Source organism: Serratia sp. J2, assembly GCF_046269175.1.
In the GTDB taxonomy this organism is placed as follows: Bacteria; Pseudomonadota; Gammaproteobacteria; order Enterobacterales; family Enterobacteriaceae; genus Chania; species Chania fonticola_C.
In genome coordinates this window covers 84,663-108,948 of the sequence record NZ_JBKABN010000018.1, presented here as the reverse complement: position 1 = coordinate 108,948, position 24,286 = coordinate 84,663, and the positions used below count along the sequence as shown (strand labels likewise).

Here is a 24,286-nt window from a genome sequence, read left to right as displayed (position 1 = left end):
AACCCTTTTTATTACTAACGAATCTTATCCGACTCGCTGTGTAGGGGCGCCACATGCTGCGCCCGTTAATCAATGGAAAAGCACAGGGCTATCCCACCAACTGTTTGCCGTAATCAAACAGCGCCTTCAGCAACGCCATCTTCTCTTTATCCCCTTCGTGCAGGTTGTACAGCGACTCCAACTGCAAGATATAGCTCTGCACCCGTTCAGCACTCAGCACCTCTTGGCGGTGCTGCAACCAGCGGCGCTGCTCGGCGTCGTCCAGCGTATTGGGGTAGTTACGGGCCCGGAAGCGGAACAGCAGCTCTTTCATCCGGCCATCGCTGAAGGTCAAATCCAGCGCGGGTAGATTCTGCGGTTTGGTTTGCTGAATGATCCTCATCGCCGCTTTGTCGGCATCGCTGAAGAAACCGTCGTACAGTTTGGCATCCACATCATCGTTCGGGGTGAAAGGAGCGGCTTCGGCAAATATGGCTACCACTTTTTCACGGATCTCCGGGTGCTGGCGCAGCACCTTCAGATTCTCCAGACACGCCTGACGATCAATGCCTAGCCTGTCTGCGTTTTCTGGCAGCAACGTCTTGGCCGGAGCCAGCACCGGGCATTTATTGATATGCACCAGTTTGATCGGCACTGGGGCCTGATCGGCTGCCAATTGATCGCGGCGGGTGTAGAGGCGTTCACGCAGCTCGTCGGCATTCAGCTCCAGCAGCGGGGTAATATCCCCTGCCAGATCGCACATAATCACCGCATTTTTATTGTCTGGGTGCCAGGCCAGCGGTGAAACCCAACTGGTGTTACCCCTGGCCGCGCCAAACATGCCGGATACGTGCATTAATGGCGTCATTTCCGCGACGTCGATCAGCGCATTGAGCTTGTGTTTGTTGCGATGCTGCAACAGGTAGTCAAATAACCTTGGCTGCGCCTGTTTGACCAGCTTGGCCATGGCGATGGTGGCATGGACATCGGACATTGCATCGTGAGCGTGCTCGTGTTCAACGCCGTTGGCACGCGTCAGATGTTCCAGACGGAAGCTGGGGAAGCCATCTTCATTTTCTGGCCAGATGATGCCTTCCGGGCGTAGGGCGTAGCAGGCACGCATCACGTCTAGCAGGTCCCAGCGCGAATTGCCGTTTTGCCAGCTATAGGCGTAAGGGTCGTAGAAGCTGCGGTAAAAGATGTTACGGCTGACTTCATCGTCAAAGCGGATATTGTTGTAGCCCAGAATGCAGGTGCCAGGGACACTGAACGCTTCATGAATACGGCGGGCAAACTCGGCTTCGTTAACGCCTTTGGCCAGCGCCTGCTGAGGCGTGATGCCGGTGATCATCACCGCTTCGGGGTCGGGCAGGTAGTCATCGGCTGGCGCACAGTAAAACACCTGCGGTTCTTCGATAATGTTGAAATCCATATCGGTACGCACCCCGGCAAACTGCGCCGGGCGGTCCATTGACGGGCTTTTGCCGAAGGTTTCGTAATCGTGTATGTAGAATGTGGCCGGTGCCTTGCTGCTCAAAATCGCATCTCTTGTTGGCGTAGGGAATAGCCCTATTGTAACGGCGCGATCACCGATGCCAAGTATTGGTTAATGCTTAACGTTAAATTGAGTGGCGCTGCGCAGTGCGATAGAAGTTCAGCCGTTGCTGAAAGTAGCCGCGTAGATGCGTGGGGACGTGCGTCTCGGCGCTTTCCCACTCGGAGGCGTAGCCGTAGCGCTCGCTATAAATGATTCTTAGTGCCAGCAAATCGGTTTGGATCCTTTCACGTTCTTGCTGGGGTAGGCCATCCAATGGTCGTGGCATGTCTTTCTCCCTTTTCGATAGCGCATAATATGGGGCTAAAGAGAATTTGTCGCTACCTCATTCAGGGCATAACCTTCACAGCGCCTGTGCCAGAGTGAGGTGGTGCTTTACTGGCTTGGTGCTCATCGCCTGTTCTTGTTGGCCATGATCGTGCTGATGATCCAGGGATTTAGCATAGGTATAGAGACCGCTAATCAGGGCTAGCCAGAATAGCGTGCAAACGGTTAATACAGCCAGCCAGACCTTTTGGTTGTAGCTCATGATAGCTCCTGAACAAATGCATGGGATTAATCTCATTAATTAAATCAGAGACAACATAAATGTTATTTAAACGAGCGAAATAAAAGGTGAGTCTACTTGTTACCAATCCCCCAATAAATGTTTCAGGGTTTTCTTAAGATAATATTAAGAAGATGAATTTAGCATTCAGTGCGTTTCTATTTAATATTGGTTTATAAATATAGGCATACACTCAACTCCATTCAATGCCAATGTGGGTTTCAAAGATGAAAACGTTACTGTTGACTGGGGCGACCGGCTTCCTCGGTGGTGCGGTGCTCGAGAAGTTACTGATTGAAAATCAAAAAGTTAACTATCTTCTCCTAGTGCGTGCGGAAACGGAGGAGCAGGGGTTAGAGCGTATTTACACTAATATGGAAAAGTTCAATCTAGATAAAAATATTCTGAATAAACTGACAGTAGAGAATATTTTACTGGGTGACTTAAGTGAGCCCGAGTGTTTTTTGTCTGACGCTCGTATTAACAGCGTAACTCATGTTGTTAACTGTGCCGCGGTCGCGTCATTTGGTAATAACCCACTTATTTGGAAGGTTAACGTTGAAGGCACGCTGGCATTTGCACAGCGAATGGCTCAGGTGGTTGGATTAAAACGTTTTCTGCATGTGGGCACGGCAATGTCTTGTGCACCTCAGGTGGGCTCGCTGGTGGCAGAAAGCGCCGAGTTTGAGGAAACCGCCGAACACCTGGTGGAATATACCCGCTCCAAATCGACCATCGAGCAACTGATGCGGCAAACCTGTCCGCAGCTGCCGCTGGTGATTGCCCGGCCCTCGATTGTAGTGGGGCATACGCAGCTGGGTTGCAAACCCTCCAGCAGTATTTTCTGGGTGTTCAGTATGGCGTTGATGCTGCGTAAGTTTATGTGTTCGCTGCAAGATAGCATCGATGTGATCCCGGTGGACTATTGCGCCGATGCGTTAGTGCTGCTGCTCAACCGCGAGAGCTTGGATAACGATGTTTACCATATCTCGGCGGGGGAGGAGAGCAGCGTCAGTTTTGCGGATATCGATTATGCCATCGCCGCCGCACTAGAGGAGCCACCGGTGGGCGATCGCTATGCGCAGGTTAGCTACGAAGCCCTGTTGCAAATGCGCAAACAGTTGAAGGATATCTTCGGGCCGTGCAATGAGCGCCTGATGTTGAAAGCGATGCGTCTGTACGGCTCCTTTGCCATGCTAAACGTGCGCTTTAGCAACGAAAAAATCCTCAAGCTGGGCATGCCTAAGCCGCCACGCTTTACTGATTATATTGGCCGCTGCGTGCAATCGACCCGTGGGTTGTCGATACCGCAGCAAATGGCGGTGGATTTTAAATAGCGGCTGAGTGGTTCGTGACGAAGGGGCGCCACATGCTGCGCCCGCTTCCAGGATCTTACCAGGAGGAGGATGACCAGAATACCCGGCCCAGCACCACCAACTGCTCTTTGCGCTGTGGATAGCTGAGCCGTTCATCCTGGTACTCTTCCCGATTCAAAGAGCGGATGACCACGCCACCGTCGGGCTGCTCAATCAGGATCTTGACCCGTAACAGATTGCCGTGGCGGATGGCATAGGTTTTCCCTTCGCGGATGCGGGTATCGACGGTATTGATGCCCACCACGTCGCCATCCTGCAATCGGGGTTCCATGCTGGAACCTGAGATGCGGATAATGCGTGCCGCGTTCACCGGTACCCCCATCTTGTGCAGATAGTAGCGGCGGAAGATCAGCGAAAACTCTTCGCTATCGACAATTTCGTAGCAGCCGTCACCAGCGGAGAAATCGATATCCAGCAATGGGATCTCCACAAACTCTTCCTTGTCCTGCTCGGTATCTTCCCATACCACGGGTTTGAGCCGTGCCGGTTGGAAATCCGATTCGGCCGCCACGTTGGCAAACGGCTGTTCCAGCGCCTTTTCATGGAATACATCGAACCAGCCTTTGGGCAAGCCGAGTTTGGCCTCGATGCGTCTGGCGAGGTTGTCACCCAGGTTGCGGGAGGATTTTTCACCGGTGATCTGGCTCAGCGTTGGCGCAGAAGATCCCACCAGTAGAGCAAACTCATTCTGGTTGGTGCCTTGCCGGGCGAAACGTGCCATCAGATCGCGCAGGTTGTTGCGCCTGATTTCTTTGGTTTCCATGCGCCGATGATCTCACTCTTTAGCAAAAAGGTAAATCCTTCGCCGCTAAAATCTTTAGCGTCAACCTAAACCCATTCCTAATCAGGAAACATCTTTCAACAGCTTGTGTTGTACGTCAGCCGCATTGTTCCACTAAAATAAGGGTTTTACAGCAGGGTTGGTGGGGACAAGCGTGCGTCTGGATAGAAAAATCTCTTCTTTTGAACATCTGATCTACCGTAATTACCGTATCGTCCACGGGGTACGGATTGGGTTGGCCTTTATCCTGACCTTTCTGTTGATCCGTTTGCTGGCGGTACCGGAAGGTACCTGGCCGTTGATCACGCTGATCGTCGTGATGGGGCCGATCTCTTTTTGGGGTAACGTGCTGCAACGGGCGCTGGAACGTATTGCCGGTACGGTGTTTGGTGCGGCTTCTGGCCTGATTGCGCTATACCTGGAGCTGTATTCACTGCCGGTGATGCTGGCCTGGTGCGGGGTGGTGATGTTTGCCTGCGGCTATCTGACGCTGGGCAAACGGCCCTATATGGCGTTGCTGGTGGGCATTACGCTGGCAGTGGTCATCGGTGCTGGGGCCGGCGATATATCTATCGCACTGTGGCGCAGTGGCGATGTGATTTTTGGTTCGTTGCTGGCGCTGTTGTTTACCAGCATCTACCCGCAGCGGGCTTATGTGCTGTGGCGAATGAAAATGGCGGATTGCCTGGAGACGGTAGGGAAGATCTACGGCGCTTACCTTTCACCCAACATGATTGAGCGGCCCCGGCTGGAGCCTAGGCTCAAAAACTTGCTGGGCGATGTGGTGAAGCTACGCACACTGATCGCCCCCGCCAGCAAAGAGACTCATATCGCCAAACCGGTCTTTGAAGCGGTACAGACCCTGAGCCGCAATCTGGTTTGCACGTTGGAGCTGTTAGCCGATGCTTACTGGGCCTCGCGTGAAACCCATTTTATTATGCTCAATGCCAAAACCTTGCGTAGTTCACAGTTGTTGACGCAGCGCGCTATCGAATCGCTGGCGAATATTATGCGAGATGGTGAGCCCCTGCATGCGCAGGTCATTGCCGGGGAACTGAGCGATATCTCCGCTGAGCTGAAGACATTAATGCAAGAGGCCAGTGCTGCTCAACTCAGCGAAGCCCCTATCTATGGCTATGTCTGGCTGAGCATGGAACTGGCGCAGCAGTTGGAAGAGTTGGGCGATCTGCTCAAGGTCTGTACGGCCAATACTCAGGAATAGTGGATCAGATCATGAAGCAGGTGCATCAGGATAGGGCCAATGCGCTAAAGTGGGTAAGATAAGGCAATGACAGTTGTGTCTGACGGCCACAACCCTGTATCTTGGTATCATTGTGGCCGTAAGCAAATGAATCTGTGTATTACTAAAGCAAGGGTATGAAGATGGATAATGCAAATAAGCCGAGTTTCCAGGACGTTCTGGAGTTTGTGCGTATGTTCCGCCGTAAAAACAAGCTACAGCGTGAAATCGTCGACAACGAAAAGAAAATTCGTGACAACCAGAAGCGTGTGCTGCTGCTCGACAACCTGAGCGAGTACATCAAGCCGGGCATGAGCATTGAAGACATTCAGGGCATCATCGCCAACATGCGCGGTGACTATGAAGATCGCGTTGATGATTACATCATCAAAAATGCCGATCTGTCGAAAGAACGTCGCGATCTGTCCAAAAAGCTGAAAGCGATGGGCGAAGTGAAGTAATTCGCGTCAAACAGGGCTGGGGATCTCCCGGCCCTGCATCTTTTCAGGGGTGCAGCGCCCTGAATGACCTTAAAGAATAACGATATGTTACCGTGCTATAGCAAATCTGCTTAAAGCCGCTACGCTAATGTTATAAATAGACTTTGCCCAATCGATTTCAAGCCGTCGCTTGAAGGATGACGGGTATAAATTTCTTCGCCAGCAGAGGCTGTCATCGATGGCAGAACCGCAACTCAGCACCTTTCTCAACCTGGACGAGACGCTTCATCCTCCCCGTATCTTGGCATCTGGGGATTGGGTGTTGGCACATTATCGCCTGTTGGAACCCGCCGTTGGGCAACTGCAAACCCGCTTGCCGGCGGATGTGGTGTTCGATCTCAGCCAACTGGGCAGCCTGGATACGGCAGGTGCCACCTTGCTGGTCAATCTGCTGGGTGACCAACGGATATCCGATCTCAAACAGTTAGCCCCCACGCTCCCTGTGGAACGCCGCGTGCTGCTGGAAACCGTTGGCCGTGCCTTGCAAGGATTTACGCCACCACCGGCAGAAAAGCCGCCCGGTCTGGCAATCGAACTGCTGGCCAACGTCGGCCGGTCGATGGAGAGTTTCTGGCACAACCTGGTAGCCCTGCTGGGGTTTATCGGCCTGACGTTGCAAACCCTGTTTGCCAATCTGCTACGCCCTACGCGCTGGAGGCTCACCTCGCTGGTGGCCAATCTCCAGCAAATCGGCCTGAACGCGGTGCCGATCATTATGCTGCTGACCTTCCTGGTAGGTGCAGTCATCGCTTTCCTGGGGTCAACCGTCCTGTCTACCTTCGGTGCCAGCATTTTTACCGTGCAACTGGTGGTGTTTTCCTTCCTGCGAGAGTTCGCAGTGTTGCTGACGGCCATCTTGATGGCGGGTCGTACCGCCAGCGCCTTTACCGCAGAACTCGGGCTGATGAAGGCCAATGAGGAAATAGATGCTATTCAGGCGATGGGGCTGAACCCGGTTGAACTGCTGGTGCTGCCGCGCGTGCTGGCGTTGCTCCTGGCGTTGCCGATGCTGACCTTCATCGGCATGATTAGCGGCATCTTTGGCGGCATGGTCGTCTGCGCCTTGACGCTGGATATCTCACCGACCATGTTTTTAACCATCATGCAGAGCAGTGGCGGTTTTCAGAACTTCCTGGTGGGGATGAGCAAGGCGCCGGTATTTGCGTTCCTGATCGCCATTATCGGCTGTCTTGAAGGGTTTAAAGTCAGCGGTAGCGCCGAGTCGGTAGGGGCACATACCACCGCCAGCGTCGTGCACTCAATCTTTGTGGTGATCCTGCTGGATGCGGTCGCTGCACTGTTCTTCATGGAGATGGGCGTGTGAGCCAGACGACCCCGGAAGCCATTATTCGCATCCGTAAATTGCGAAACTGTTTTGGCACCCAATGCGTGCATGTGGACCTCGATCTGGACGTGCGCCGAGGAGAGATCCTGGGCGTGGTAGGCGGTTCGGGCACTGGCAAATCCGTGCTGTTGCGCAGCATCGTTGGTCTACGCCGTCCAACCGCCGGCCAGATCCACGTCTTTGGCGAGGATCTGATGGAGCTTTCTGGTACGCGCCGCTCCGTGCTGGAAAGGCGATTTGGCGTGCTGTTTCAGCGCGGTGCCTTGTTCAGCTCACTGACGGTGACCGAAAACGTGGCGTTGCCGCTGATTGAATACGCAGGCTTACCGCGCCGAGATGCCGAGCAATTGGCACAGGTGAAGTTGGCGCTGGCCGGGCTGCCTGCCAGTGCCGGCAACAAGTATCCGGCCTCGCTTTCTGGTGGCATGGTCAAGCGTGCCGCGTTAGCCCGAGCGCTGGCGTTGGATCCGGAAATCGTATTTCTGGATGAGCCAACGGCTGGGCTGGATCCCATCGGCGCTGCCGCCTTTGACAGCCTGATCCGTACGCTGCGTGATGCCTTGGGGTTAACGGTGTTTTTGGTTACCCACGATCTCGATACGCTTTATACAATCTGTGACCGGGTTGCGGTACTTTCGCAGAAGAAGGTGCTGGTGGTGGATACGCTGGAGGTGGTAGCCGCTACTGACGATGCCTGGATCCAAGAATATTTCCACGGCCCGCGTGGGCGGGCGGCACAGCAGGCCGTAACGAATATCCCAGAGAGGCAATAACAAATGGAAACCCGTGCGCATCATGTCTTGATTGGTTTATTTACGCTGATTATTTTCACCGTCGTGCTGCTGTTCAGCCTGTGGCTGACCAAGTCCGGCACCGATCGCCAGTTCAAGCAGTACGATATCGTGTTCAATGAAGCCGTTAGCGGCCTATCACAGGGCAGCACGGTCAATTACAGTGGGATCCGCGTGGGCGAAGTCACTCAGCTGCGATTGGATCCCAACGTGCCGACCAAAGTCTGGGCGCGTATTCGGGTCACGGCCTCTGCACCGATCCGCCAGGACACCCAGGCTCGCCTGGCGATAGCTGGTATTACCGGTACGTCCAATATCCAGCTCAGCGGTGGCAGTGAAACCAGCCCGTTGCTGAAGGGAGAGGATGGGGCAATCCCGGTGATTATCGCCACGCCATCGCCGTTGACTCAGTTGCTTGCCAATGGCGAAGATGTGATGACTAATGTCAACGAGGTGCTGGTACGCCTGAATCAACTGATGACGCCGGATAATCAGCAACGGTTGGTGAATACGTTGGATAATCTGGAAAAGATTACCAATACCGTGGCGGGGCAGCGTGAAGATATCCGCACCATCTTGCAGCAACTGGCGTTGGTGACCAAGCAAAGCAACGATACGCTGGCGCAAACCAATCGGCTGGTGCGTAATGCTAACGTGCTGCTGGACGGGCAGGGCAAGCAACTGGTCGCCAATGCGGCTAATACCATGGCATCGCTTGAAAAAACCACCGCGCTGCTCAACAAGCTGATTGGCGAAAATCAGCAGTCACTGAATAGTGGCATCCGGGGATTCAACGATCTTGGCCCGGCGGTAGATGAATTACGCAGAACCTTATTGACCTTACGCGGTGCCATGAGCCGCCTGGAAGAGAACCCGTCCGCCTTGCTCAGGGGCCGCGAACGTACCAAGGAGTTTACCCCTAAATGATTAAGCTAAAACTTCGCCAGACGCTACGGTTGTTGGTGCTGGTAGCCGTGATGCCGCTGGCCGCCTGCACTATTTTGCCGGAAAGCCCGATACAGCAGGTGTATTTGCTGCCAGCCCAGCCAGTGGCCGTGGCAGGGGGCCAGGCGTCTGAACGCTCGGTACGTATCGTGCAGCCCAATACCAGCCAGTTCTTGAACGGTACGCGTATTGCTGTGCAGCCTCAGGGCGCGGAGATCACCTCTTTTAGCGGTTCGCGCTGGAGCGATCCGGCCCCGCTGTTGTTGCGTAATCGCCTGATCCAGGAGTTCCGCACTAACGGCCATTTCCGCTCGGTGAGCAGCGACGATGACAATTTACAGGCGGATCTTGAGCTGGGCGGCGATTTATCCTCCTTCCAAGGGATCTATAACGGAGATCGGGGCGAAGTGGTGATCCGCTTTGATGCTCGCCTGGTACGCACCTCCGATCGCCGAGTGATGGCCAGCCGTAGTTTTGCGGTTCGCGAGCCGATCCACGGTACATCGATGGACAACGTCGTGCAGGCCTTTGGCCTGGCCAGCGATAAGCTGGCAGCGCAGACGCTGGCATGGGCGCGCCAGCAGGCGGCTAATTAAGACTCGTCGGCCATGGCCTTTAACCACTGGATAAAGGCGTTGATTTTAGGCCATTGCCGGTCCGAGAGCGTGGAAATGTAGTAGCGCTGTGCGCATTGCATTTCCATGCCGGGGAAGGGCGCGATAAGTTCGTTATTCTCCAGGCGCTTACTCACCAACTTCTTGCGGCCCATGGCAATTCCCACGTGGTTCATGGCCGCGATCACTGCCAGATCCGAACGATCAAACCCCATACCGCGCTGGCCTTCGGCAAATTCCAGATCAAAGTGTTTGGCCCAGGTATTCCACTCCCCGATGTCCGAGTCGTAACTCCATGCCTGACGATCGTGCAATAACGTGCAACGCCGCAGGTTGGCGGGGTTACCCACTAGCTCATGGCGTTCGGCGTACTCCGGGCTGCATACGGGCACGATCGACTCATCCATCAAATGCTGGCAATCGAGTTTCTCCGGCGTTTTGTCATCAAAATAGATCGCCAGATCGATCCCCGCACCGTGGAAGTTCACCATCTCGTTGCCGGTGAGAATATTCAGGCTGATGGCCGGATATTGGCGATCGAAGTCCGCCAGCTTGGGCACCAGCCAGCATTGGGCAATCGACGGGCGTGAGTAGATGGTCAGAGTGCCGGACAGCTCCTGGCTTTTAATCTCCAGGATTTCCTGATTGAGATAGCTGAGTGACGATTTCAACACCCAGAACAACCGCTCGCCCTCGGGGGTCAGTTCGATCCGGCGGTGAAAGCGCTGGAATAGCTTAAAACCCAGCTCGGCTTCCAGGTTGTTGATCCGATGGCTGACGGCGCTGGGGGTGATTGCCAACTCTTCGGCGGCCAGCACGAACGAACCTTGCCGCGCGGCAATCTCAAACGTATGCAGCTTGGCTAGCTGATAGCCATTCAGGTACCTGTTGCGGGCGAGTTGGTGCTTGTCGTCGTACATGGTTATCGCCTGTGAAATAAACCAGATTATATCGAAACCGGAGACTTAAAGATGAAGCAATGTGAGTCAAAGACAGAAATAGTGTCAAATGTTGACCGAAATCACCTGATTGATTGAATCTGGCTCATGTGAAGAGGCGTTTTGATCGTTTGTCAGCGCTGGGGCGTTAGTTTCCAATAGGAGTGAAATTTATCCTGGAAGGACGCTGAACATGGACTCGCAGATCTGGGTAGTCGCTACGTTATTAAGCAGCATCATTATCATTATTCTCACTATCGTAAAATTCAAGATCCACCCGTTCCTGGCGCTGTTGCTGGCCAGTTTTTATGTGGGGGCCCTGATGGGCATGAACCCGCTGGAAATGGTCAATGCTATTGAAGGCGGCATCGGCGGGACCTTGGGCTTCCTGGCGGCGGTGATTGGTTTAGGTACCATTCTGGGCAACATGATGGAAGTGTCCGGGGCGGCAGAACGCATTGGCATCACCTTGCAAAAGTGCCGTTGGCTGTCGGCTGACGTGATCATGGTGCTGGTGGGGCTGGTCTGCGGCATTACGCTGTTTGTTGAAGTGGGCGTGGTGTTGCTGATCCCGCTGGCGTTCTCAATTGCCAAAAAAACCAATACCTCCTTGCTGAAGTTGGCGATCCCGCTGTGTACCGCATTGATGGCTGTGCACTGTGTGGTTCCTCCGCATCCGGCGGCGCTGTTTGTCACCAACAAGCTGGGTGCCGATGTGGGCTCGGTGATTGTTTATGGCCTGATTGTCGGGCTGGCCGCCTCGCTGATCGGTGGGCCACTGTTCCTCAAGTTGGTCGGTAAGCGTCTGCCGTTCAAACCCGTACCCGCCGAGTTTTCCTCCGTGCAGGTGCGCAACGAGCAGGACTTGCCTTCGTTGGGTGCCACACTGTTTACCGTGCTATTGCCGATCATTCTGATGTTGGTGAAAACCGCAGCGGAACTCTATATGGCCAAAGAGAGTGCGCTGTATACCTTCCTGGAGTTTATCGGCAACCCGATCACCGCCATGTTTATCGCCGCCTTCGTGGCCTACTACGTGCTGGGGATTCGCCGCAACATGGGCATGGGCACCTTGTTGACCAAAACGGAAAACGGCTTCTCTTCCATCGCCAACATCTTGCTGATTATCGGGGCCGGCGGTGCATTCAACGGCATATTAAAAGCCAGTGGGCTGGCAGATACGCTGGCCGTGATCCTGTCGAATATGGACATGCATCCGATCTTGCTGGCCTGGCTGGTGGCTATCTGCCTGCATGCGGCTGTGGGGTCGGCCACCGTGGCGATGATGGGGGCGACGGCGATTGTTGCTCCCGTGCTGCCGCATTACCCTGGCGTCAGCCCGGAGATCATCGCGTTGGCTATCGGCTCTGGTGCCATCGGTTGCACCATTGTCACCGACTCGCTGTTCTGGTTGGTTAAACAATACTGCGGCGCGACGCTCAGCGAGATGTTTAAGTATTATACCTCGGCCACCTTTATTGCTTCGCTGATTGCGCTGGGAACCACATTCCTGCTTTCTTATATCATCTAGACCAAAAGAGACTATTTATGAATACGTTAGACATTGAAAACCTGGTAGTGAAATTTCCTTTGGTGCAACGGCTGATGGATTTGGAAGCGGTGACCTGGTTCAACCCCAATACGACCACGCTGGCGGAAGGGCTACCCTATGTCGGGTTGACGCAAAATGATGTCGCCGAAGCCGAAGCGCGCTTGCAACGCTTTGCCCCGTATTTGTGCCTGGCATTCCCTGAAACGCAGCAAACGAATGGCATTATCGAGTCTGAGGTAGTGGCGATCCCGGCTATGCAGGGCGCGCTGGAGCAGCGTTATGAGCAGGCCATCGCGGGTAAAATGTGGTTGAAAAAGGACAGCCATTTACCGATTTCTGGCTCCATCAAGGCCCGTGGCGGCATCTATGAAGTGCTGACCCACGCGGAAAAGCTGGCCATCGAGGCGGGCATGCTGACGGTAGACGACGATTACAGCATCCTGTTTAGCGACAAGTTCCGGCAGTTCTTCAGCCAGTACAGCATTGCCGTGGGCTCAACCGGCAACCTGGGGATGTCGATTGGCATCATGAGCGCCAAGCTGGGGTTCAGCGTGAGCGTGCATATGTCTGCCGATGCTCGCGCCTGGAAAAAGCGTAAACTGCGCGAGCACGGCGTTAACGTGGTGGAATACGAGCAGGATTACGGCGTGGCGGTGGCTCAGGGGCGCAAGCAGGCAGAGTCCGATCCGCGCTGTTTCTTTATCGATGATGAAAATTCGCAAACCCTGTTCCTCGGCTATGCGGTGGCCGGTGGGCGTCTGAAAAAGCAGTTTGCACAGATGAACATCCAGGTTGATCAGGACCATCCGTTATTTGTCTATTTGCCCTGTGGCGTTGGCGGCGGGCCTGGCGGAGTGGCGTTTGGCCTAAAACTGGCGTTTGGTGACCATGTGCACTGCATCTTTGCCGAGCCGACGCACTCACCTTGCATGCTGCTTGGGATCCACACCGGGCTGCACGATCACATTGCGGTGCAGGACCTGGGGATTGATAACGTCACGGCGGCGGATGGTTTGGCCGTTGGCCGGGCCTCCGGGTTCGTCGGGCGTGCCATGGAACGCCTGCTGGATGGTTTCTACACCCTGAGCGATCAGGAGATGTACGACCTGCTTGGCTTGCTCGCCGCTGTTGAGGGCATTCAGCTGGAGCCTTCTGCGTTGGCTGGCATGGCGGGGCCAGCTCGAGTTTGCGCCGACCCTCAATATCTGGACAGCCATCAGATCGATACCCAACGGATCGCTAATGCGACGCATTTGGTTTGGGCAACCGGTGGCGGTATGGTGCCTGAGGAAGAGATGGCCAAGTACCTCGCAGCCGCACGCTAGCGCTGACAAAACCACGCTTTACGGGAGGGGGGCGCTGCACATGCTGCGCCCATTTAGCGATTCCCCACCGGGCAAAACATCACAGCGTGAAGCGATCGCGAAACTGTGCCAGTGCTTCGCTACTGTCCCCGGAGGCCCAGCCTTCGAGTGCTACCACTCCTTGGTAATTAATCTCCTGCAGCGTTCTGGCAATGGCGCGATAGTTGATTTCCCCGGTCCCAGGCTGCATACGCCCAGGCACATCCGCCACCTGGATCTCGCCAATCTGTGTGCCACAGCGGCGGATCAGTTCAATCAGGTTGCCCTCACCGATTTGTGCATGATAGAGGTCAAGGTTCATCTTAAGCGCTGGGCTATTGACCGTCTCTACCAATGCCAGTGTGTCAGCTGCGCGGGCAAAAGGCGTGCCGGGATGATCAACCGTCAGGTTCAAGTTCTCCAGGGTGAAGATACGCCCAGCCCGTTCACCGAGTTGTGCTAAACAACGAAGCGTATCGGCAGCCTTCAGCCACATGTTACCCGTCACCCTCTCAACCGGTTTTACCGGTAAGCCCTGTGGATCCAGGCCGGTACCGTGCAGGTTCAGGCAGGGGCAGTTCAACCGTTCGGCTATCATCAGGGAGGCTTCTGCACTTTGCAGCAACTGCGCGATCTCTTGCTCATCGGTTAGATTGCCGCTGAGATAACCGGTCATTGAAGTGAAACGAGCTCCTGTCGCCACCAGTGCATCGATATCCTTATTGGCCCAGCTCCAGATTTCAACACCAAAGCCCAGTGCATGAATGCGCTTCACACGTTCGATAAAGGGTAAGTCCAAAAACACCATTTCTGCACAAACTGAGAGTTGATAGCTTGCCACTAGCGGTCTCCTAATTTATAGGGGGGTATCTACAATTGGTCATCAATATACATGCCTAAGTTGTTTTTTAATGTCAAAAAAAGATAATTTCAACGTGGTCATAAATTTAGGGGAAAATTAATCTGTTTACATTGTAGAGTTATTGGAGGACATTCGCTGTACTTATTTAATCAGGCCGTAATTTATGTATTCGAGAAGGCGTTTTCTAACCGTAGGCGCTGCCCTGACGGGCTTTGCCGTATTCAAACCTTCCTTATCCTGGGGAAGAATGCCAAGTGAAAGCAGCGACGCTGCCATTTTTATTAAGCTTTCAGTGCTATTAACCAACGAAAAAAAAATGAACCCGGTAATAGCACTGCGTGCCTTGAATTGTTTGCAGGAAGAGGATCCTTCCTTTCAGGAGAAAATGCAGTTGCTGGCCAATGCGCTGAGCGTTGCCAATATTCTCTCGGCCGATGAGCTGAATAATCATTTGATTATGACTGGCCCCACTGGCGACACCGCCAAGAAAATCATTTCAGCCTGGTATCTTGGTTATACAGGAACACCCGTATCGCTACGGGCGTCAGATAACACGCGTTTCGTCAGCTATACCGATGCCTTTGCCTATGCTCCAACTTTGGACGCGACAGTGATCCCCACTTATTCCCGTGGCAAGACAAACTATTGGGTGCAGCCACCTATAACCCTCAACAGCGACTAGTTCCCGTTGAAAATAGGAGCAATATCATGAGTAAACACTATGATGCCGATGTGATTGTCATTGGTTCTGGCGCATTGGGTAGTAATGCCGCAACCTTGCTGGCCCGCAGTGGCAAGGCGGTTATTATTCTTGAGGCTGGAGAGAAAATACCGCGCTGGAAGATCGTCGAAAACTTCAGAAACTCATCAAAAAAATCCAATTATAACTCCCCCTATCCCAACGAGCCTTGGGCCCATCACTCCTATGATGAACAATATATCGAGAATACCGGTTCCTTTGATTTCCGGCCCGGCATGCTGAAACTTGTGGGGGGGACAACCTGGCATTGGGCGGCTGCCTGCTGGCGCTATCTGCCTAGTGATATGAAGCTAAAAACATTGTATGGCGTGGGGCGTGATTGGCCGCTGGAATATCACGAGTTGGAGCCTTTCTACCACCAGGCCGAGGTGGCTTTGGGGGTTTGCGGCAGTGATACCGACGATCAGAGTGGGCAGGGCGGCAGCGCTTTTCCTCCGCGTTCACAGCCGTATCCGATGTTACCTGAAGGTGAAACCTACCTATTCCAGCGGCTGAAAAGCCGAATGGCTCCGGCTGGTTATCATTTCATCCATGAACCCAATGGGCGGGCTACTCGCCCGTATGATGGTCGCCCCGCATGCAGCGGCAATAATAACTGTATGCCGGTATGCCCGATTGGAGCCATGTACAGCGGTGATCAACATGCCCAGCATGCGCAAGATGCCGGGGCGCGTTTATTGACGGATTCAACCGTGTGGAAACTGGAAAAAGGCGTTGATGACAAAATTGTCGCAGCTCATGTTCGCAGTTCTAAAGGTGTCGATACGCGGTTAACCGCAAAATACTTTATCGTTGCCGCACACGGGCTGGAAACGGCAAAACTGCTGTTAATGTCGGATATCGCCAACAGCTCCGATCAGGTGGGGCGTAATTTAATGGATCATACCGGCATGGGCTTGCAGTTTCTGGCCGATGAACCTCTCTGGCCGGGGCGAGGCGCCGTACAGCAAGGGGGAATATTCAACTCTCGCGACGGCGATTTTCGTAAAACAAGAGCGGCAATCAAGCACGCTATTGCTAACAATGTCCCCAATATGGCCGTGGCGCAGCGTTTGATAGCTAAAGGCGTCATAGGTAGCGAACTGGACAAACAGATCCGCCATCAGGCGGCACGCTGGGTCGATATCTCAACGGTGTTTGAAACCCTCCCCCAGGCAAGCAATACCGTACGCCCAAGTACCACACGCAAAGATGCATTGGGCATTCCGATGCTGACGGTGAATTACGAAGTCGATGACTATGTCAAAGCGGCAAAATCCGTGGTGGAGGCGGATTACAAAAGATTCGTCGCTCTGATGGGGGGCACCGTCATTAATGACAATACTGGCTGGCAAAACCGTGACCATTTAATGGGGACCGTCATCATGGGCGATAACCCAAAAGATTCAGTGGTAAACCACGAGTGCCGGTGCTGGGATCATAGCAACCTGTTTCTCGCGACGACTGGGGTGATCCCCGCCTCGGGAGTCGTCAATCCCACGCTGACGGGCGTCGCTCTGAGCATTCGCGCAGCTGAAATCATTGAGCGTGAGATTTGAATATGAAAATACTTTTCAGGTTTCTCGCTGTAACCGTGTTGTTTATTGGGTTTAGCCACTCTTTGGCTGTATTTGCCGCCGATAAGGCGTTGGTTGAGCGTGGGAGATATATTGCGATCGCTGCTGATTGCGGTGCCTGCCATCGTCAGGCTCTCAATAATGGCGTTCCTTTTGCTGGGGGATACGCGATTGAGTCACCGATGGGGCGTATCATCGCCAGTAATATTACCCCCTCGAAACAGTACGGCATCGGTAATTATAGCGAGCAGCAGTTTGCCAAGGCTGTGCGTGAGGGTATCGCCGCTGATGGCAAGAATCTCTACCCAGCTATGCCATACACTTCATACCGAGATATGACGACGGCGGATGTACAGGCACTTTATGCCTACTTTATGCAGGGGGTTGAACCCGCAGATATTCCGCCTTCAGCACGTACCGATCTGAGTTTCCCGTTTAATATCCGGCAGATTATGTGGGGCTGGAATCTGTTGTATCTCAGCGGCGCTTCCGCTGATAAGGCAGAGGCACATCCTGGTTCATTGGAGCGCGGTAAGTATTTGGTTGAGGTGTTGGCGCATTGCAGTGCCTGCCATACCCCACGCAATATCATGATGGCAGAGCAGAGCAGTCTTAACCTTGCTGGTAGCCCGCTGGGTGGCTGGTACGCCCCTAATATTACCCCAGATAAGAGTGGCATTGGCGATTGGAGCCAACGGGATCTGGTCACCTACCTGAAAACCGGGCATCTGGTTGGCAAGGCACAGGCGGCAGGTGCGATGGCGGAAGCCGTTCAAAACAGCTTCAGCTTGATGACGGATGATGATTTGAATGCGATCGCTTCATGGGTTAAGCAGGTGCCAGCCATTCCTACGGCGGTTGCCGACATTGGGCTTCAATCGCCACGGGTTGGGGTTGATATCAACAGCGTTCTCACCGGGCAGGAAACCCTGACAGACAGCTCAACAACGGACGGCGCTAAACTTTATGAAAATGCTTGCGCGAGTTGCCATGGCCATGACGGCCAGGGAACCGATGATAACTTTTATCCCGCATTAACTCGCAACCGTGCGGTTTCCGCATTGGGGCCGCAGAATTTGGTGATGGTCATCGTGGAAGGTATCCAACGTAAAACCAGTCATTCTGATATCAGCATGCCCACATTTTCTGACCAGTTAAACAACGCGCAAATTGCCTCAGTCAGTAACTATGTTCGCAGTCGTTTTGCCGGTATTGACGACAAAGTGACTGCGCAGGATGTACAGACCCTTCGTGATGGTGGGGAGCCTCCGTTTATAATGCGATACATAAACTGGCTAATGACCGTAGGGATATTGGTGATGGTAAGTTTGTTGGGCGGCTTCTGGTATTGGCGAAAAACAAGGCGTTCAGGCAGACAGCAAATTCGCTGACTCAATCAGTGTCACCCCTTCCAAAAGGAAGGGGGACGCGTCAAATGACGGAGGTAGTACAAAATTAATCACAGCGCCCATGGTTGATTTTGGTCAGGGGAAGGTTGATGTCGAATATTTTCAGATGAATATTTTTAGCCCCCATCGCTTCAGCTCTTTTGACGTGGTGTTCGGCATATGTTTCGGCAAACGCTCGGTTTTCGAAAAAGTATATCCCTCCCGCCTCGCCAGTATGCTCATTCTCAGTCCAGATCTTGGAAATGAAACCCGGCTCTTGATTGATGCTTTCGGCCAGCGATTGCGCATTTTTGGACAAGGCTGCGCCAAGCTGGTCGGCTGGGAAACTAAAATCAATCTGTAAAATGACACTCATGTCGTGATCCTTTTCGTGGCGAGTGGTTGTATATGAAACAGGGGTATTCCATGGTGCGTTCTGCAATATGGGGTAACTGCGCGTTGAGAAAACGCCCCTTTGGTTCATTGTGACATAAAGGTTTGGCTGAAGTCGTCGACTTGCAAGCCAACCTGATCGCTGACCCTATGGTAAAACGCCTTGGTTTTGGGCGCTTCCCCCCTGGATTGGTTGAGACCGCGATCGTCATGATATTTGACAGCAAAAATTAATAAATAGACTATGAAAGTTAACTCTGTTCAATATTTGTGAACAAATGGACAAACTTGCAGCCATGGCCACTTTTGTCAACGTGGTTGAAACCGGGAGTTTCACCCGCGCGGCTATTGCCATGGGGCTTCCCAAAGCGCGGATCTCCCAGCGTATTAGCGATCTTGAGCGCGTCAATTAATCGGGGTGTAAAGAGGTGGATGGCGTTGCCGCACATCCACCCAATAATCGAGGATCAGTGAACCTTTTTACCATCAACAAGGATGTGATGCGGGCTGCGAGCCTTCGGATGGATGAAGAAATGCCCTTCCTGAGCGCTATCCGTGCTGATTGGCACCAGCGTAATATTTTTCGCTCCAGCGGCTTTATTATGCAAGGCGTAAATAATGAAGGGGATTACCAGCACCACCAGGAAGCACACGACCAGTAAACCGGCGTAGACGTCGTTAGCTTCTCCACCCGGCAGCCCCGAAGGAGGGAAGAAGGAGACGACAAAGGCTACCAGAGAGGTCAGCAACCCAATGACCGCCACTGTAATTTTAACCCCATTGCCTCCCGGTATATTAAAGGTGCGCTTGTTATTCGGCTGCTTGCGGATCAGCTGGATATACGCCAGGAATAACAGGAAATAGCTGCAAAGATAAATCACTACCGTCAGCGCCAGCGCAATCAGGAACGACATGTTATTGCCCCCCCCGGTATTGGTCAGAACAATCAGTGCCACCGACGTGATGAGTAACTGGGAAATGACCAGCACCACCGGCACGCCGTTTTTGTTCATTTTGGCAAAGCGGGCAGGCAGGATCCCTTGTTGTGCCGTCACTAACATCCCGCGGGAAGGCCCGACTATCCAAGCAGCGATCTCAGCCAGCACCCCCAGAAGCAACAGCGCAGCGATGCCACGAATAGCCCATTCAAAGCCCGTCCCCAAATGATTGATCAGCACCGTGAAGGTTTGCATCACGCCCGCAGAGAGGTTGATTTGCTCATGGGGTATCACGGCGGCAATCGAGAGCCCGCCGACAGAACTCAGGCAAATCGCCGCAAACATCAACAGCAGCATGGCGAGCGGATAATCGCGGCCCGGATTTTTCATTTCATTGACGTGGGTAGCCGATGCTTCCACCCCCATATAGCTTAGGATGAAGGCCACAAACACCACTAACGTGCTCATGCTGGTGAAGTCCGGCAAGAAGGTTTCGGCATTCATTTCAATCGCAATGGGAGCACCAGAGCGCAGATAAGTGATGGCCAGGATCACCAGAATAGCGGCAGGTAGCAGAATACCGGCAAAAAAACCAATCTTGGCGATGCGAGCAGTATTTTTGGTGCCACCAAACTGAGTCAAGGCCAGGCCCCATAAAATAACCAGTGCGGCGACGGTTTTAACTATCGGATCGTTATTGAGTTCGGGCCAGTTAAGAATATAGGACAGCGCCCCTAGCACGAAGTAGAGCATCGGAATGAAGCCTATCGCGATTTGCAAATAGCCAAACGAAATAGCGGCAAACCCCCATTTCTCACCGAGGGTTTTAGAAACCCAGGTAAACACGCCGCCCTCCTGCCAACCCTCGACCGTCGCCATTTCAGCGGCACACAATCCTACCGGAATGAACCACAACAAGCCGCCAAGGATCAGGAAGAAGGTCAGTGAAAAGCCAGAGGTTGCAAACGTTGGGTATTCGTAAACCGCCATTACCATTGATGCCGTTATGGCAAAAAAGCCCAACAGCGTGAGTTGTTTTGGCGCAGCTATTATTTGAGTGGTAGCCATGGCAATTCTCCTGGGACAAGCGAAGGTGCTTGCCAGTTGATTTCTTATGGTTAACAGGAGTGGCGAGGAGCAAGCCACTCCATTAACAGGTCAGATGCGGATCAGCCGTGGTTAAAACCGGCCGCTTCATCTTCCGAAAGTGGATTAACGACCGGATGACTTTCGAAATGCTCAAGTGCTCGTTTCAGATCGTCAAGCAACAGACTACCCAGGTCAAAACTCACCCCGTGGCGCACTAAAATACGCTGGATCACCAGATCTTCCCGATTGGCTGGCATGGAGTACGCAGGTACCTGCCAGCCGCGCGAGCGTAATTTATCGGCGAGGTCATACAGCGTGTAGCCACCGATATTGGCGCCTTCTTTCAGTTTCCAGGCCAGCGCCGGGATGCCTTTACCACTGTCGCCATCAAACAGGATTTCAAACGGACCGAGCTTACCGATCTCGTCGGCAAGATACTGGGCCGTGGCATAGCAAGCGTTATGGACTTTGGCGTAGCCTTCGCGACCAAGGCGTAAGAAGTTGTAGTACTGGGCGATGATCTGCCCACCAGGGCGTGAGAAGTTGAGCGCAAAGGTAGGCATATTGCCGCCAAGATAGTTGACGTTGAAAATAAGCTCTTCTGGCAAGTCTGCCGCTTCACGCCATACCACCCAGCCCGCCCCCAGAGGGGCCAGCCCAAATTTGTGGCCTGAGGTATTGATGGATTTTACGCGTGGCAGGCGGAAATCCCATTCCAGCTCAGGGGCACAGAATGGGGCGAGAAAGCCGCCGCTGGCACCGTCGACATGAATAGGAATATCCAGCCCGGTGTCTTGTTGCAGTTTATCGAGCGCGTCGCTGACCGCTTTTACCGGCTCATACTGGCAGGTAAAGGTCACTCCGAGGGTGGGTACTACACCTATGGTATTTTCATCGACTCGTTTCAGTACCTCTTCCGGGCTCATGATCAGACGATCGCCTTCCAGAGGGATTTCTCGCAATTCTACATCGAAATAGCGCGCGAATTTGTGCCAGCAAATTTGCACCGGCCCGCAGATCATATTGGGTTTATCGGTTGATAGACCCTGTGCGGCACGTTTTTTGCGCCATTGCCATTTCAACGCCAACCCACCCAACATAGCGGCTTCTGACGAGCCAATGGTGGAGCAGCCCAGCGTGGTGCCCGGCGACGGCGATTTCCACAGGTCGGCCAACATGCGCACGCAGCGGGCCTCAATTTCGGCCGTTTGTGGATACTCGTCTTTATCAATCATATTTTTGTCGATGGACAGATCCATCAGGTCGCGAATTTCTTCATCAACCCAGGTCTGACAGAATGTCGCCAGGTTTTGCCGTGAGTTACCGTCTAACATTAATTCATCGCGGATGGCACTAAATACGTGGCGAGGATTTCGCTCTGCGTCTGGAAACCCAGATTTCGGTAGTGAAATGGCTAAGTCGATCGAAGAATAAACATCATCATTAACATTGCTGTTATTTTTCTGGTTGCTGTTACTCATAAAAACCCTCTTGATTTCTATATGTCAATATACTCGGCAGGACCATGTAAAACCGCCCCCTGTGCTCTACTAACGCCATCAAGTCTTGGCGTTAATTCTAGAACATTTTCTGGAAAAGATAGGAAATCATCTTAAATATAGAAATTTTCCAGTAAAATCAGTGGGAAGGAGGCTTTACTTGTTGAGCGTTTTGCCAGTGTTTTTTAAGCAAGGGTGTGGTGATTCATAGATCTAGTCGCACTCGGATTTTTATGACAGTAATTTAATCATTGTTACGGCATGGTTATAATAACATTAAATCTGTTAATGAGACTTTTCTCTTTATTGATAAGGTAATTCCCATATTATCCACTGCAACCTAATGGTTTATTAATGAGGATATAAAATTATTGAAAAATAAAGCATTGTGAGGATTACGTTCTACAATTACTCTAAACAAAATCTGCAGTTACCCGCGAAGTCGGTTTGATTTGATAAGGAGTGATGAGTTATGCAGCAAAAAACCATGTTTCTGCCTGCCTGCGAACATTCTGAGGCATGTCTATGCCACAGCCCGGCATTTATACGCATTAATACGGTGCTAACCCGCCAGGCGGCGAAAGCGCCGCCGATAACGACAGCCACGGTCGCAGCAGCAATACCCGCAGGGCAATCCACACATTCCAATGCAGCCGCCAGCGCTACGCAGCTGAAAGTGTTTATCAACGTACGGATTTTTGACGGGGTTTCTGACCAACTGCGCGAGGGGATGCAGGTTATTGTTGAAGGCAACAAAATCAAATCGATTGAACCCGCTGATACGGCTCCGCCTGCGGAAGCAATAGTTATAGACGGCAACGGTGGCGTGCTGATGCCCGGCCTGATTGATGCGCACTGGCATGCCATCATGGCTCGCCCTTCCATGATGACGGCGATGACGGCCGATTTTAACTATATCCAAGCGCTGGCGATTGCCGAAGCTCAGGCAACGCTGCTGCGTGGGTTCACCACGGTCCGCGATATGGGCGGGCCTGTGTTTGGTCTGAAGCGCGCGATTGATGAGCAGATTACGGTTGGCCCGCGCATTTACCCGTCCGGGGCGTTCATTTCCCAGACCGGCGGCCACGGTGATTTTCGCATGCTCAGCGAAGTCCCACGCGCCCCCGCGGACTCTTTGAGCTATATCGAGAGGGTGGGGATAACGGCTATTGCCGATGGTGCCGATCAGGTGTTGCTACGCGCCAGGGAACAGTTGATGAGAGGGGCTTCTCAGATCAAATTTATGGCCGGTGGCGGAGTAGCCTCGCTCTATGATGGCATCGACGTGACGGAAGGCTCCGTGCCCGAAATCCAGGCGGCGGTGACCGCTGCTGAAAATTGGGGTACCTACGTGACCGTTCACGCCTACACGGCCCGCGCTGTCACCATGGCAATCAAAGGCGGCGTGAAATGTATCGAACACGGCCAGTTGGTGGATGAACAGACCGTGGAGCTCATGGCGCAACAGAATCTGTGGTGGTGCCTGCAACCTTTTCTGGACGACGAAGATGCCGTCCCGATGGCGAATCCGGCTTCACGTGCCAAGCAACTGGTGATGTCCGCTGGAACCGATAACGCCTACCAACTAGCGAAAAAGCACCACATAAAAACTGCCTGGGGTACCGACACACTCTTCGACGCCCGGCTTGCCACACGTCAAGGGGCACAGCTCGCCAAGCTGATACGCTGGTATACGCCTCTCGAAATTCTTAAAATGGCTACCAGCGTTAATGCTGAACTTTGCGCGCTCTCCGGCCCACGTAACCCTTATCCCGAGAAGCTTGGGGTGATAGAAGCAGGCGCTCTGGCCGATATGATTATCGTCGATGGCAATCCGCTCACGGATATTCAACTGCTCGCCCAGCCTGAGGACGCGTTCCAGATGATCATGAAGAACGGGCAAATTTATAAAAATACGCTGGAAAACAGCGCGGTTTAGTACAGCGCCGCAATGCGGTTTTGGGAGATAAAATGGCAAGCGCACACTCTTTTCGTCAGCGCCGGGAGCCTTTGTTTTTTCGTTCAGGCCATATGCGCTATGGAGCGTTGGCCTTATTGCTGGTCAGTACCTTTAGCCTCATCGGGTGTCGTGACTTTGGTGCGCCAGCATTTTCCTTGCTCGGCTCTTATTTCCCTGCCTGGTTAGCCTGTGCAGGGATTGGCCTTATGGTGGCGGTAGGGGCTCGCATTCTGCTGATTTTTGCGGGAATTGACGAAGTCCTGCCGTGGCGACTCTTCGTCTATACCTGCCTGGCGCTCGCCGTAGCATTTATGTCATTGCTTTTATTCTAAGTG

23 protein-coding genes and 1 pseudogene are annotated in these 24,286 nt (G+C 53.2%); 15 read left to right on the top strand and 9 right to left on the bottom strand.

Annotated features, from left to right (window positions below; genetic code table 11):
• Positions 1-88: 88 nt before the first annotated feature.
• The 3 genes from sbcB to ACKWMY_RS18640 all read right to left on the bottom strand — a co-directional run bounded on the left by sbcB (position 89) and on the right by ACKWMY_RS18640 (position 2,063).
• Positions 89-1,516, bottom strand: a complete 1,428-nt coding sequence (gene sbcB, locus ACKWMY_RS18650; protein ID WP_024528070.1) for an exodeoxyribonuclease I — start codon at positions 1,514-1,516, stop codon at positions 89-91.
• Positions 1,517-1,598: 82 nt separating this feature from the next.
• Positions 1,599-1,802: a DNA polymerase III subunit theta gene (locus tag ACKWMY_RS18645; RefSeq protein ID WP_024528071.1), complete on the bottom strand. Its 204-nt coding sequence runs from the start codon at positions 1,800-1,802 to the stop codon at positions 1,599-1,601.
• Between the two features lie 75 nt (positions 1,803-1,877).
• Positions 1,878-2,063, bottom strand: a complete 186-nt coding sequence (locus ACKWMY_RS18640) for a hypothetical protein (protein ID WP_024528072.1) — start codon at positions 2,061-2,063, stop codon at positions 1,878-1,880.
• A 245-nt stretch (positions 2,064-2,308) separates the two neighbouring features.
• Here ACKWMY_RS18640 and ACKWMY_RS18635 point away from each other — a divergent pair, with 245 nt between their 5' ends.
• Complete coding sequence (locus ACKWMY_RS18635; protein WP_024528073.1) at positions 2,309-3,418, top strand: SDR family oxidoreductase; 1,110 nt, start codon at positions 2,309-2,311, stop codon at positions 3,416-3,418.
• A 55-nt stretch (positions 3,419-3,473) separates the two neighbouring features.
• Here the strand turns inward: ACKWMY_RS18635 and ACKWMY_RS18630 are convergent, their stop codons facing one another.
• The gene (locus ACKWMY_RS18630) at positions 3,474-4,220 is read right to left on the bottom strand and encodes a helix-turn-helix transcriptional regulator (protein ID WP_024528074.1); all 747 of its coding nucleotides are present in this window, start codon (positions 4,218-4,220) and stop codon (positions 3,474-3,476) included.
• Positions 4,221-4,392: 172 nt separating this feature from the next.
• Here ACKWMY_RS18630 and ACKWMY_RS18625 point away from each other — a divergent pair, with 172 nt between their 5' ends.
• From ACKWMY_RS18625 to ACKWMY_RS18600, 6 genes are all read left to right on the top strand, one after another.
• Positions 4,393-5,460 carry an FUSC family protein gene (locus ACKWMY_RS18625; RefSeq protein WP_024528075.1) on the top strand — a complete coding sequence of 356 codons (1,068 nt, stop codon included), beginning with the start codon at positions 4,393-4,395 and terminating at the stop codon, positions 5,458-5,460.
• Between the two features lie 161 nt (positions 5,461-5,621).
• Entirely contained in the window at positions 5,622-5,939 is a 318-nt protein-coding gene (tmaR, locus tag ACKWMY_RS18620) for a PTS system regulator TmaR (protein WP_024528076.1), read from the top strand.
• A gap of 217 nt (positions 5,940-6,156) precedes the next feature.
• On the top strand, positions 6,157-7,302 hold the full coding sequence (locus tag ACKWMY_RS18615) for an MlaE family ABC transporter permease (protein ID WP_024528077.1): 1,146 nt from the start codon (positions 6,157-6,159) through the stop codon (positions 7,300-7,302).
• Positions 7,299-8,096, top strand: a complete 798-nt coding sequence (locus ACKWMY_RS18610) for an ABC transporter ATP-binding protein (protein WP_024528078.1) — start codon at positions 7,299-7,301, stop codon at positions 8,094-8,096. The genes ACKWMY_RS18615 and ACKWMY_RS18610 overlap by 4 nt, the downstream gene beginning before the upstream one ends.
• Before the next feature lie 3 nt (positions 8,097-8,099).
• Entirely contained in the window at positions 8,100-9,041 is a 942-nt protein-coding gene (locus ACKWMY_RS18605; RefSeq protein ID WP_409486798.1) for an MlaD family protein, read from the top strand.
• Positions 9,038-9,655, top strand: coding sequence for an ABC-type transport auxiliary lipoprotein family protein (locus ACKWMY_RS18600; RefSeq protein WP_260524041.1), 618 nt, complete (start codon positions 9,038-9,040; stop codon positions 9,653-9,655). The genes ACKWMY_RS18605 and ACKWMY_RS18600 overlap by 4 nt, the downstream gene beginning before the upstream one ends.
• Here ACKWMY_RS18600 and dsdC read toward each other — a convergent pair.
• Positions 9,652-10,593, bottom strand: a complete 942-nt coding sequence (gene dsdC, locus ACKWMY_RS18595) for a DNA-binding transcriptional regulator DsdC (protein ID WP_409486797.1) — start codon at positions 10,591-10,593, stop codon at positions 9,652-9,654. The two genes, ACKWMY_RS18600 and dsdC, sit on opposite strands and share 4 nt — an antisense overlap.
• 211 nt (positions 10,594-10,804) lie before the next feature.
• On the opposite strand from dsdC, the gene dsdX reads away from it, so the two are divergent.
• Positions 10,805-12,142 (top strand): D-serine transporter DsdX, encoded by a 1,338-nt coding sequence (gene dsdX, locus ACKWMY_RS18590; RefSeq protein ID WP_024528082.1) that lies wholly within the window; start codon positions 10,805-10,807, stop codon positions 12,140-12,142.
• Positions 12,143-12,159: 17 nt separating this feature from the next.
• Positions 12,160-13,488: a D-serine ammonia-lyase gene (locus tag ACKWMY_RS18585; RefSeq protein ID WP_074028256.1), complete on the top strand. Its 1,329-nt coding sequence runs from the start codon at positions 12,160-12,162 to the stop codon at positions 13,486-13,488.
• A gap of 79 nt (positions 13,489-13,567) precedes the next feature.
• Here ACKWMY_RS18585 and ACKWMY_RS18580 read toward each other — a convergent pair whose 3' ends face one another.
• A complete protein-coding gene (locus ACKWMY_RS18580) occupies positions 13,568-14,347 on the bottom strand; it encodes a TIM barrel protein (RefSeq protein WP_024528084.1) in 780 nt (259 codons plus the stop codon).
• 184 nt (positions 14,348-14,531) lie between these two features.
• Here ACKWMY_RS18580 and ACKWMY_RS18575 point away from each other — a divergent pair, with 184 nt between their 5' ends.
• The 3 genes from ACKWMY_RS18575 to ACKWMY_RS18565 are packed head-to-tail and all read left to right on the top strand — an operon-like array spanning position 14,532 to position 18,075.
• Complete coding sequence (locus ACKWMY_RS18575; protein ID WP_409486796.1) at positions 14,532-15,050, top strand: sugar dehydrogenase complex small subunit; 519 nt, start codon at positions 14,532-14,534, stop codon at positions 15,048-15,050.
• Positions 15,051-15,076: 26 nt separating this feature from the next.
• Positions 15,077-16,666 carry a GMC family oxidoreductase gene (locus ACKWMY_RS18570; RefSeq protein ID WP_024528086.1) on the top strand — a complete coding sequence of 530 codons (1,590 nt, stop codon included), beginning with the start codon at positions 15,077-15,079 and terminating at the stop codon, positions 16,664-16,666.
• Positions 16,667-16,668: 2 nt separating this feature from the next.
• Entirely contained in the window at positions 16,669-18,075 is a 1,407-nt protein-coding gene (locus ACKWMY_RS18565; protein WP_409486795.1) for a c-type cytochrome, read from the top strand.
• A gap of 64 nt (positions 18,076-18,139) precedes the next feature.
• Here ACKWMY_RS18565 and ACKWMY_RS18560 read toward each other — a convergent pair whose 3' ends face one another.
• Positions 18,140-18,448 carry a monooxygenase gene (locus ACKWMY_RS18560; RefSeq protein ID WP_409486794.1) on the bottom strand — a complete coding sequence of 103 codons (309 nt, stop codon included), beginning with the start codon at positions 18,446-18,448 and terminating at the stop codon, positions 18,140-18,142.
• A 295-nt stretch (positions 18,449-18,743) separates the two neighbouring features.
• On the opposite strand from ACKWMY_RS18560, the pseudogene ACKWMY_RS18555 reads away from it, so the two are divergent.
• Positions 18,744-18,869, top strand: a pseudogene (locus ACKWMY_RS18555) (LysR family transcriptional regulator); the annotation flags it as partial.
• A 63-nt stretch (positions 18,870-18,932) separates the two neighbouring features.
• Here the strand turns inward: ACKWMY_RS18555 and gadC are convergent.
• Both gadC and ACKWMY_RS18545 read right to left on the bottom strand, forming a co-directional pair.
• Complete coding sequence (gene gadC, locus ACKWMY_RS18550; protein WP_309046820.1) at positions 18,933-20,471, bottom strand: glutamate:gamma-aminobutyrate antiporter; 1,539 nt, start codon at positions 20,469-20,471, stop codon at positions 18,933-18,935.
• A gap of 101 nt (positions 20,472-20,572) precedes the next feature.
• Positions 20,573-21,973 carry a glutamate decarboxylase gene (locus tag ACKWMY_RS18545; protein WP_409486793.1) on the bottom strand — a complete coding sequence of 467 codons (1,401 nt, stop codon included), beginning with the start codon at positions 21,971-21,973 and terminating at the stop codon, positions 20,573-20,575.
• Between the two features lie 490 nt (positions 21,974-22,463).
• Here ACKWMY_RS18545 and ACKWMY_RS18540 point away from each other — a divergent pair, with 490 nt between their 5' ends.
• Both ACKWMY_RS18540 and ACKWMY_RS18535 read left to right on the top strand, forming a co-directional pair.
• Complete coding sequence (locus ACKWMY_RS18540; protein ID WP_409486792.1) at positions 22,464-23,930, top strand: amidohydrolase family protein; 1,467 nt, start codon at positions 22,464-22,466, stop codon at positions 23,928-23,930.
• Between the two features lie 92 nt (positions 23,931-24,022).
• A complete protein-coding gene (locus ACKWMY_RS18535) occupies positions 24,023-24,283 on the top strand; it encodes a YtcA family lipoprotein (protein WP_037434581.1) in 261 nt (86 codons plus the stop codon).
• The last annotated feature ends 3 nt before the right edge of the window (positions 24,284-24,286 follow it).

Excerpts from the sequence above, each read along its gene's own strand:
- ACKWMY_RS18630 (WP_024528074.1), bottom strand. The coding sequence starts at position 4,220 with ATGGAAACCAAAGAAATCAGGCGCAACAACCTGCGCGATCTGATGGCA.
- ACKWMY_RS18575 (WP_409486796.1), top strand. The coding sequence starts at position 14,532 with ATGTATTCGAGAAGGCGTTTTCTAACCGTAGGCGCTGCCCTGACGGGC.
- ACKWMY_RS18540 (WP_409486792.1), top strand. The coding sequence starts at position 22,464 with ATGCAGCAAAAAACCATGTTTCTGCCTGCCTGCGAACATTCTGAGGCA.
- ACKWMY_RS18615 (WP_024528077.1), top strand. The coding sequence starts at position 6,157 with ATGGCAGAACCGCAACTCAGCACCTTTCTCAACCTGGACGAGACGCTT.
- ACKWMY_RS18585 (WP_074028256.1), top strand. The coding sequence starts at position 12,160 with ATGAATACGTTAGACATTGAAAACCTGGTAGTGAAATTTCCTTTGGTG.
- dsdX (WP_024528082.1), top strand. The coding sequence starts at position 10,805 with ATGGACTCGCAGATCTGGGTAGTCGCTACGTTATTAAGCAGCATCATT.
- ACKWMY_RS18605 (WP_409486798.1), top strand. The coding sequence starts at position 8,100 with ATGGAAACCCGTGCGCATCATGTCTTGATTGGTTTATTTACGCTGATT.
- ACKWMY_RS18570 (WP_024528086.1), top strand. The coding sequence starts at position 15,077 with ATGAGTAAACACTATGATGCCGATGTGATTGTCATTGGTTCTGGCGCA.
- ACKWMY_RS18600 (WP_260524041.1), top strand. The coding sequence starts at position 9,038 with ATGATTAAGCTAAAACTTCGCCAGACGCTACGGTTGTTGGTGCTGGTA.
- dsdC (WP_409486797.1), bottom strand. The coding sequence starts at position 10,593 with ATGTACGACGACAAGCACCAACTCGCCCGCAACAGGTACCTGAATGGC.
- ACKWMY_RS18635 (WP_024528073.1), top strand. The coding sequence starts at position 2,309 with ATGAAAACGTTACTGTTGACTGGGGCGACCGGCTTCCTCGGTGGTGCG.
- ACKWMY_RS18645 (WP_024528071.1), bottom strand. The coding sequence starts at position 1,802 with ATGCCACGACCATTGGATGGCCTACCCCAGCAAGAACGTGAAAGGATC.
- gadC (WP_309046820.1), bottom strand. The coding sequence starts at position 20,471 with ATGGCTACCACTCAAATAATAGCTGCGCCAAAACAACTCACGCTGTTG.
- ACKWMY_RS18545 (WP_409486793.1), bottom strand. The coding sequence starts at position 21,973 with ATGAGTAACAGCAACCAGAAAAATAACAGCAATGTTAATGATGATGTT.
- ACKWMY_RS18565 (WP_409486795.1), top strand. The coding sequence starts at position 16,669 with ATGAAAATACTTTTCAGGTTTCTCGCTGTAACCGTGTTGTTTATTGGG.
- tmaR (WP_024528076.1), top strand. The coding sequence starts at position 5,622 with ATGGATAATGCAAATAAGCCGAGTTTCCAGGACGTTCTGGAGTTTGTG.
- ACKWMY_RS18640 (WP_024528072.1), bottom strand. The coding sequence starts at position 2,063 with ATGAGCTACAACCAAAAGGTCTGGCTGGCTGTATTAACCGTTTGCACG.
- ACKWMY_RS18535 (WP_037434581.1), top strand. The coding sequence starts at position 24,023 with ATGCGCTATGGAGCGTTGGCCTTATTGCTGGTCAGTACCTTTAGCCTC.
- ACKWMY_RS18560 (WP_409486794.1), bottom strand. The coding sequence starts at position 18,448 with ATGAGTGTCATTTTACAGATTGATTTTAGTTTCCCAGCCGACCAGCTT.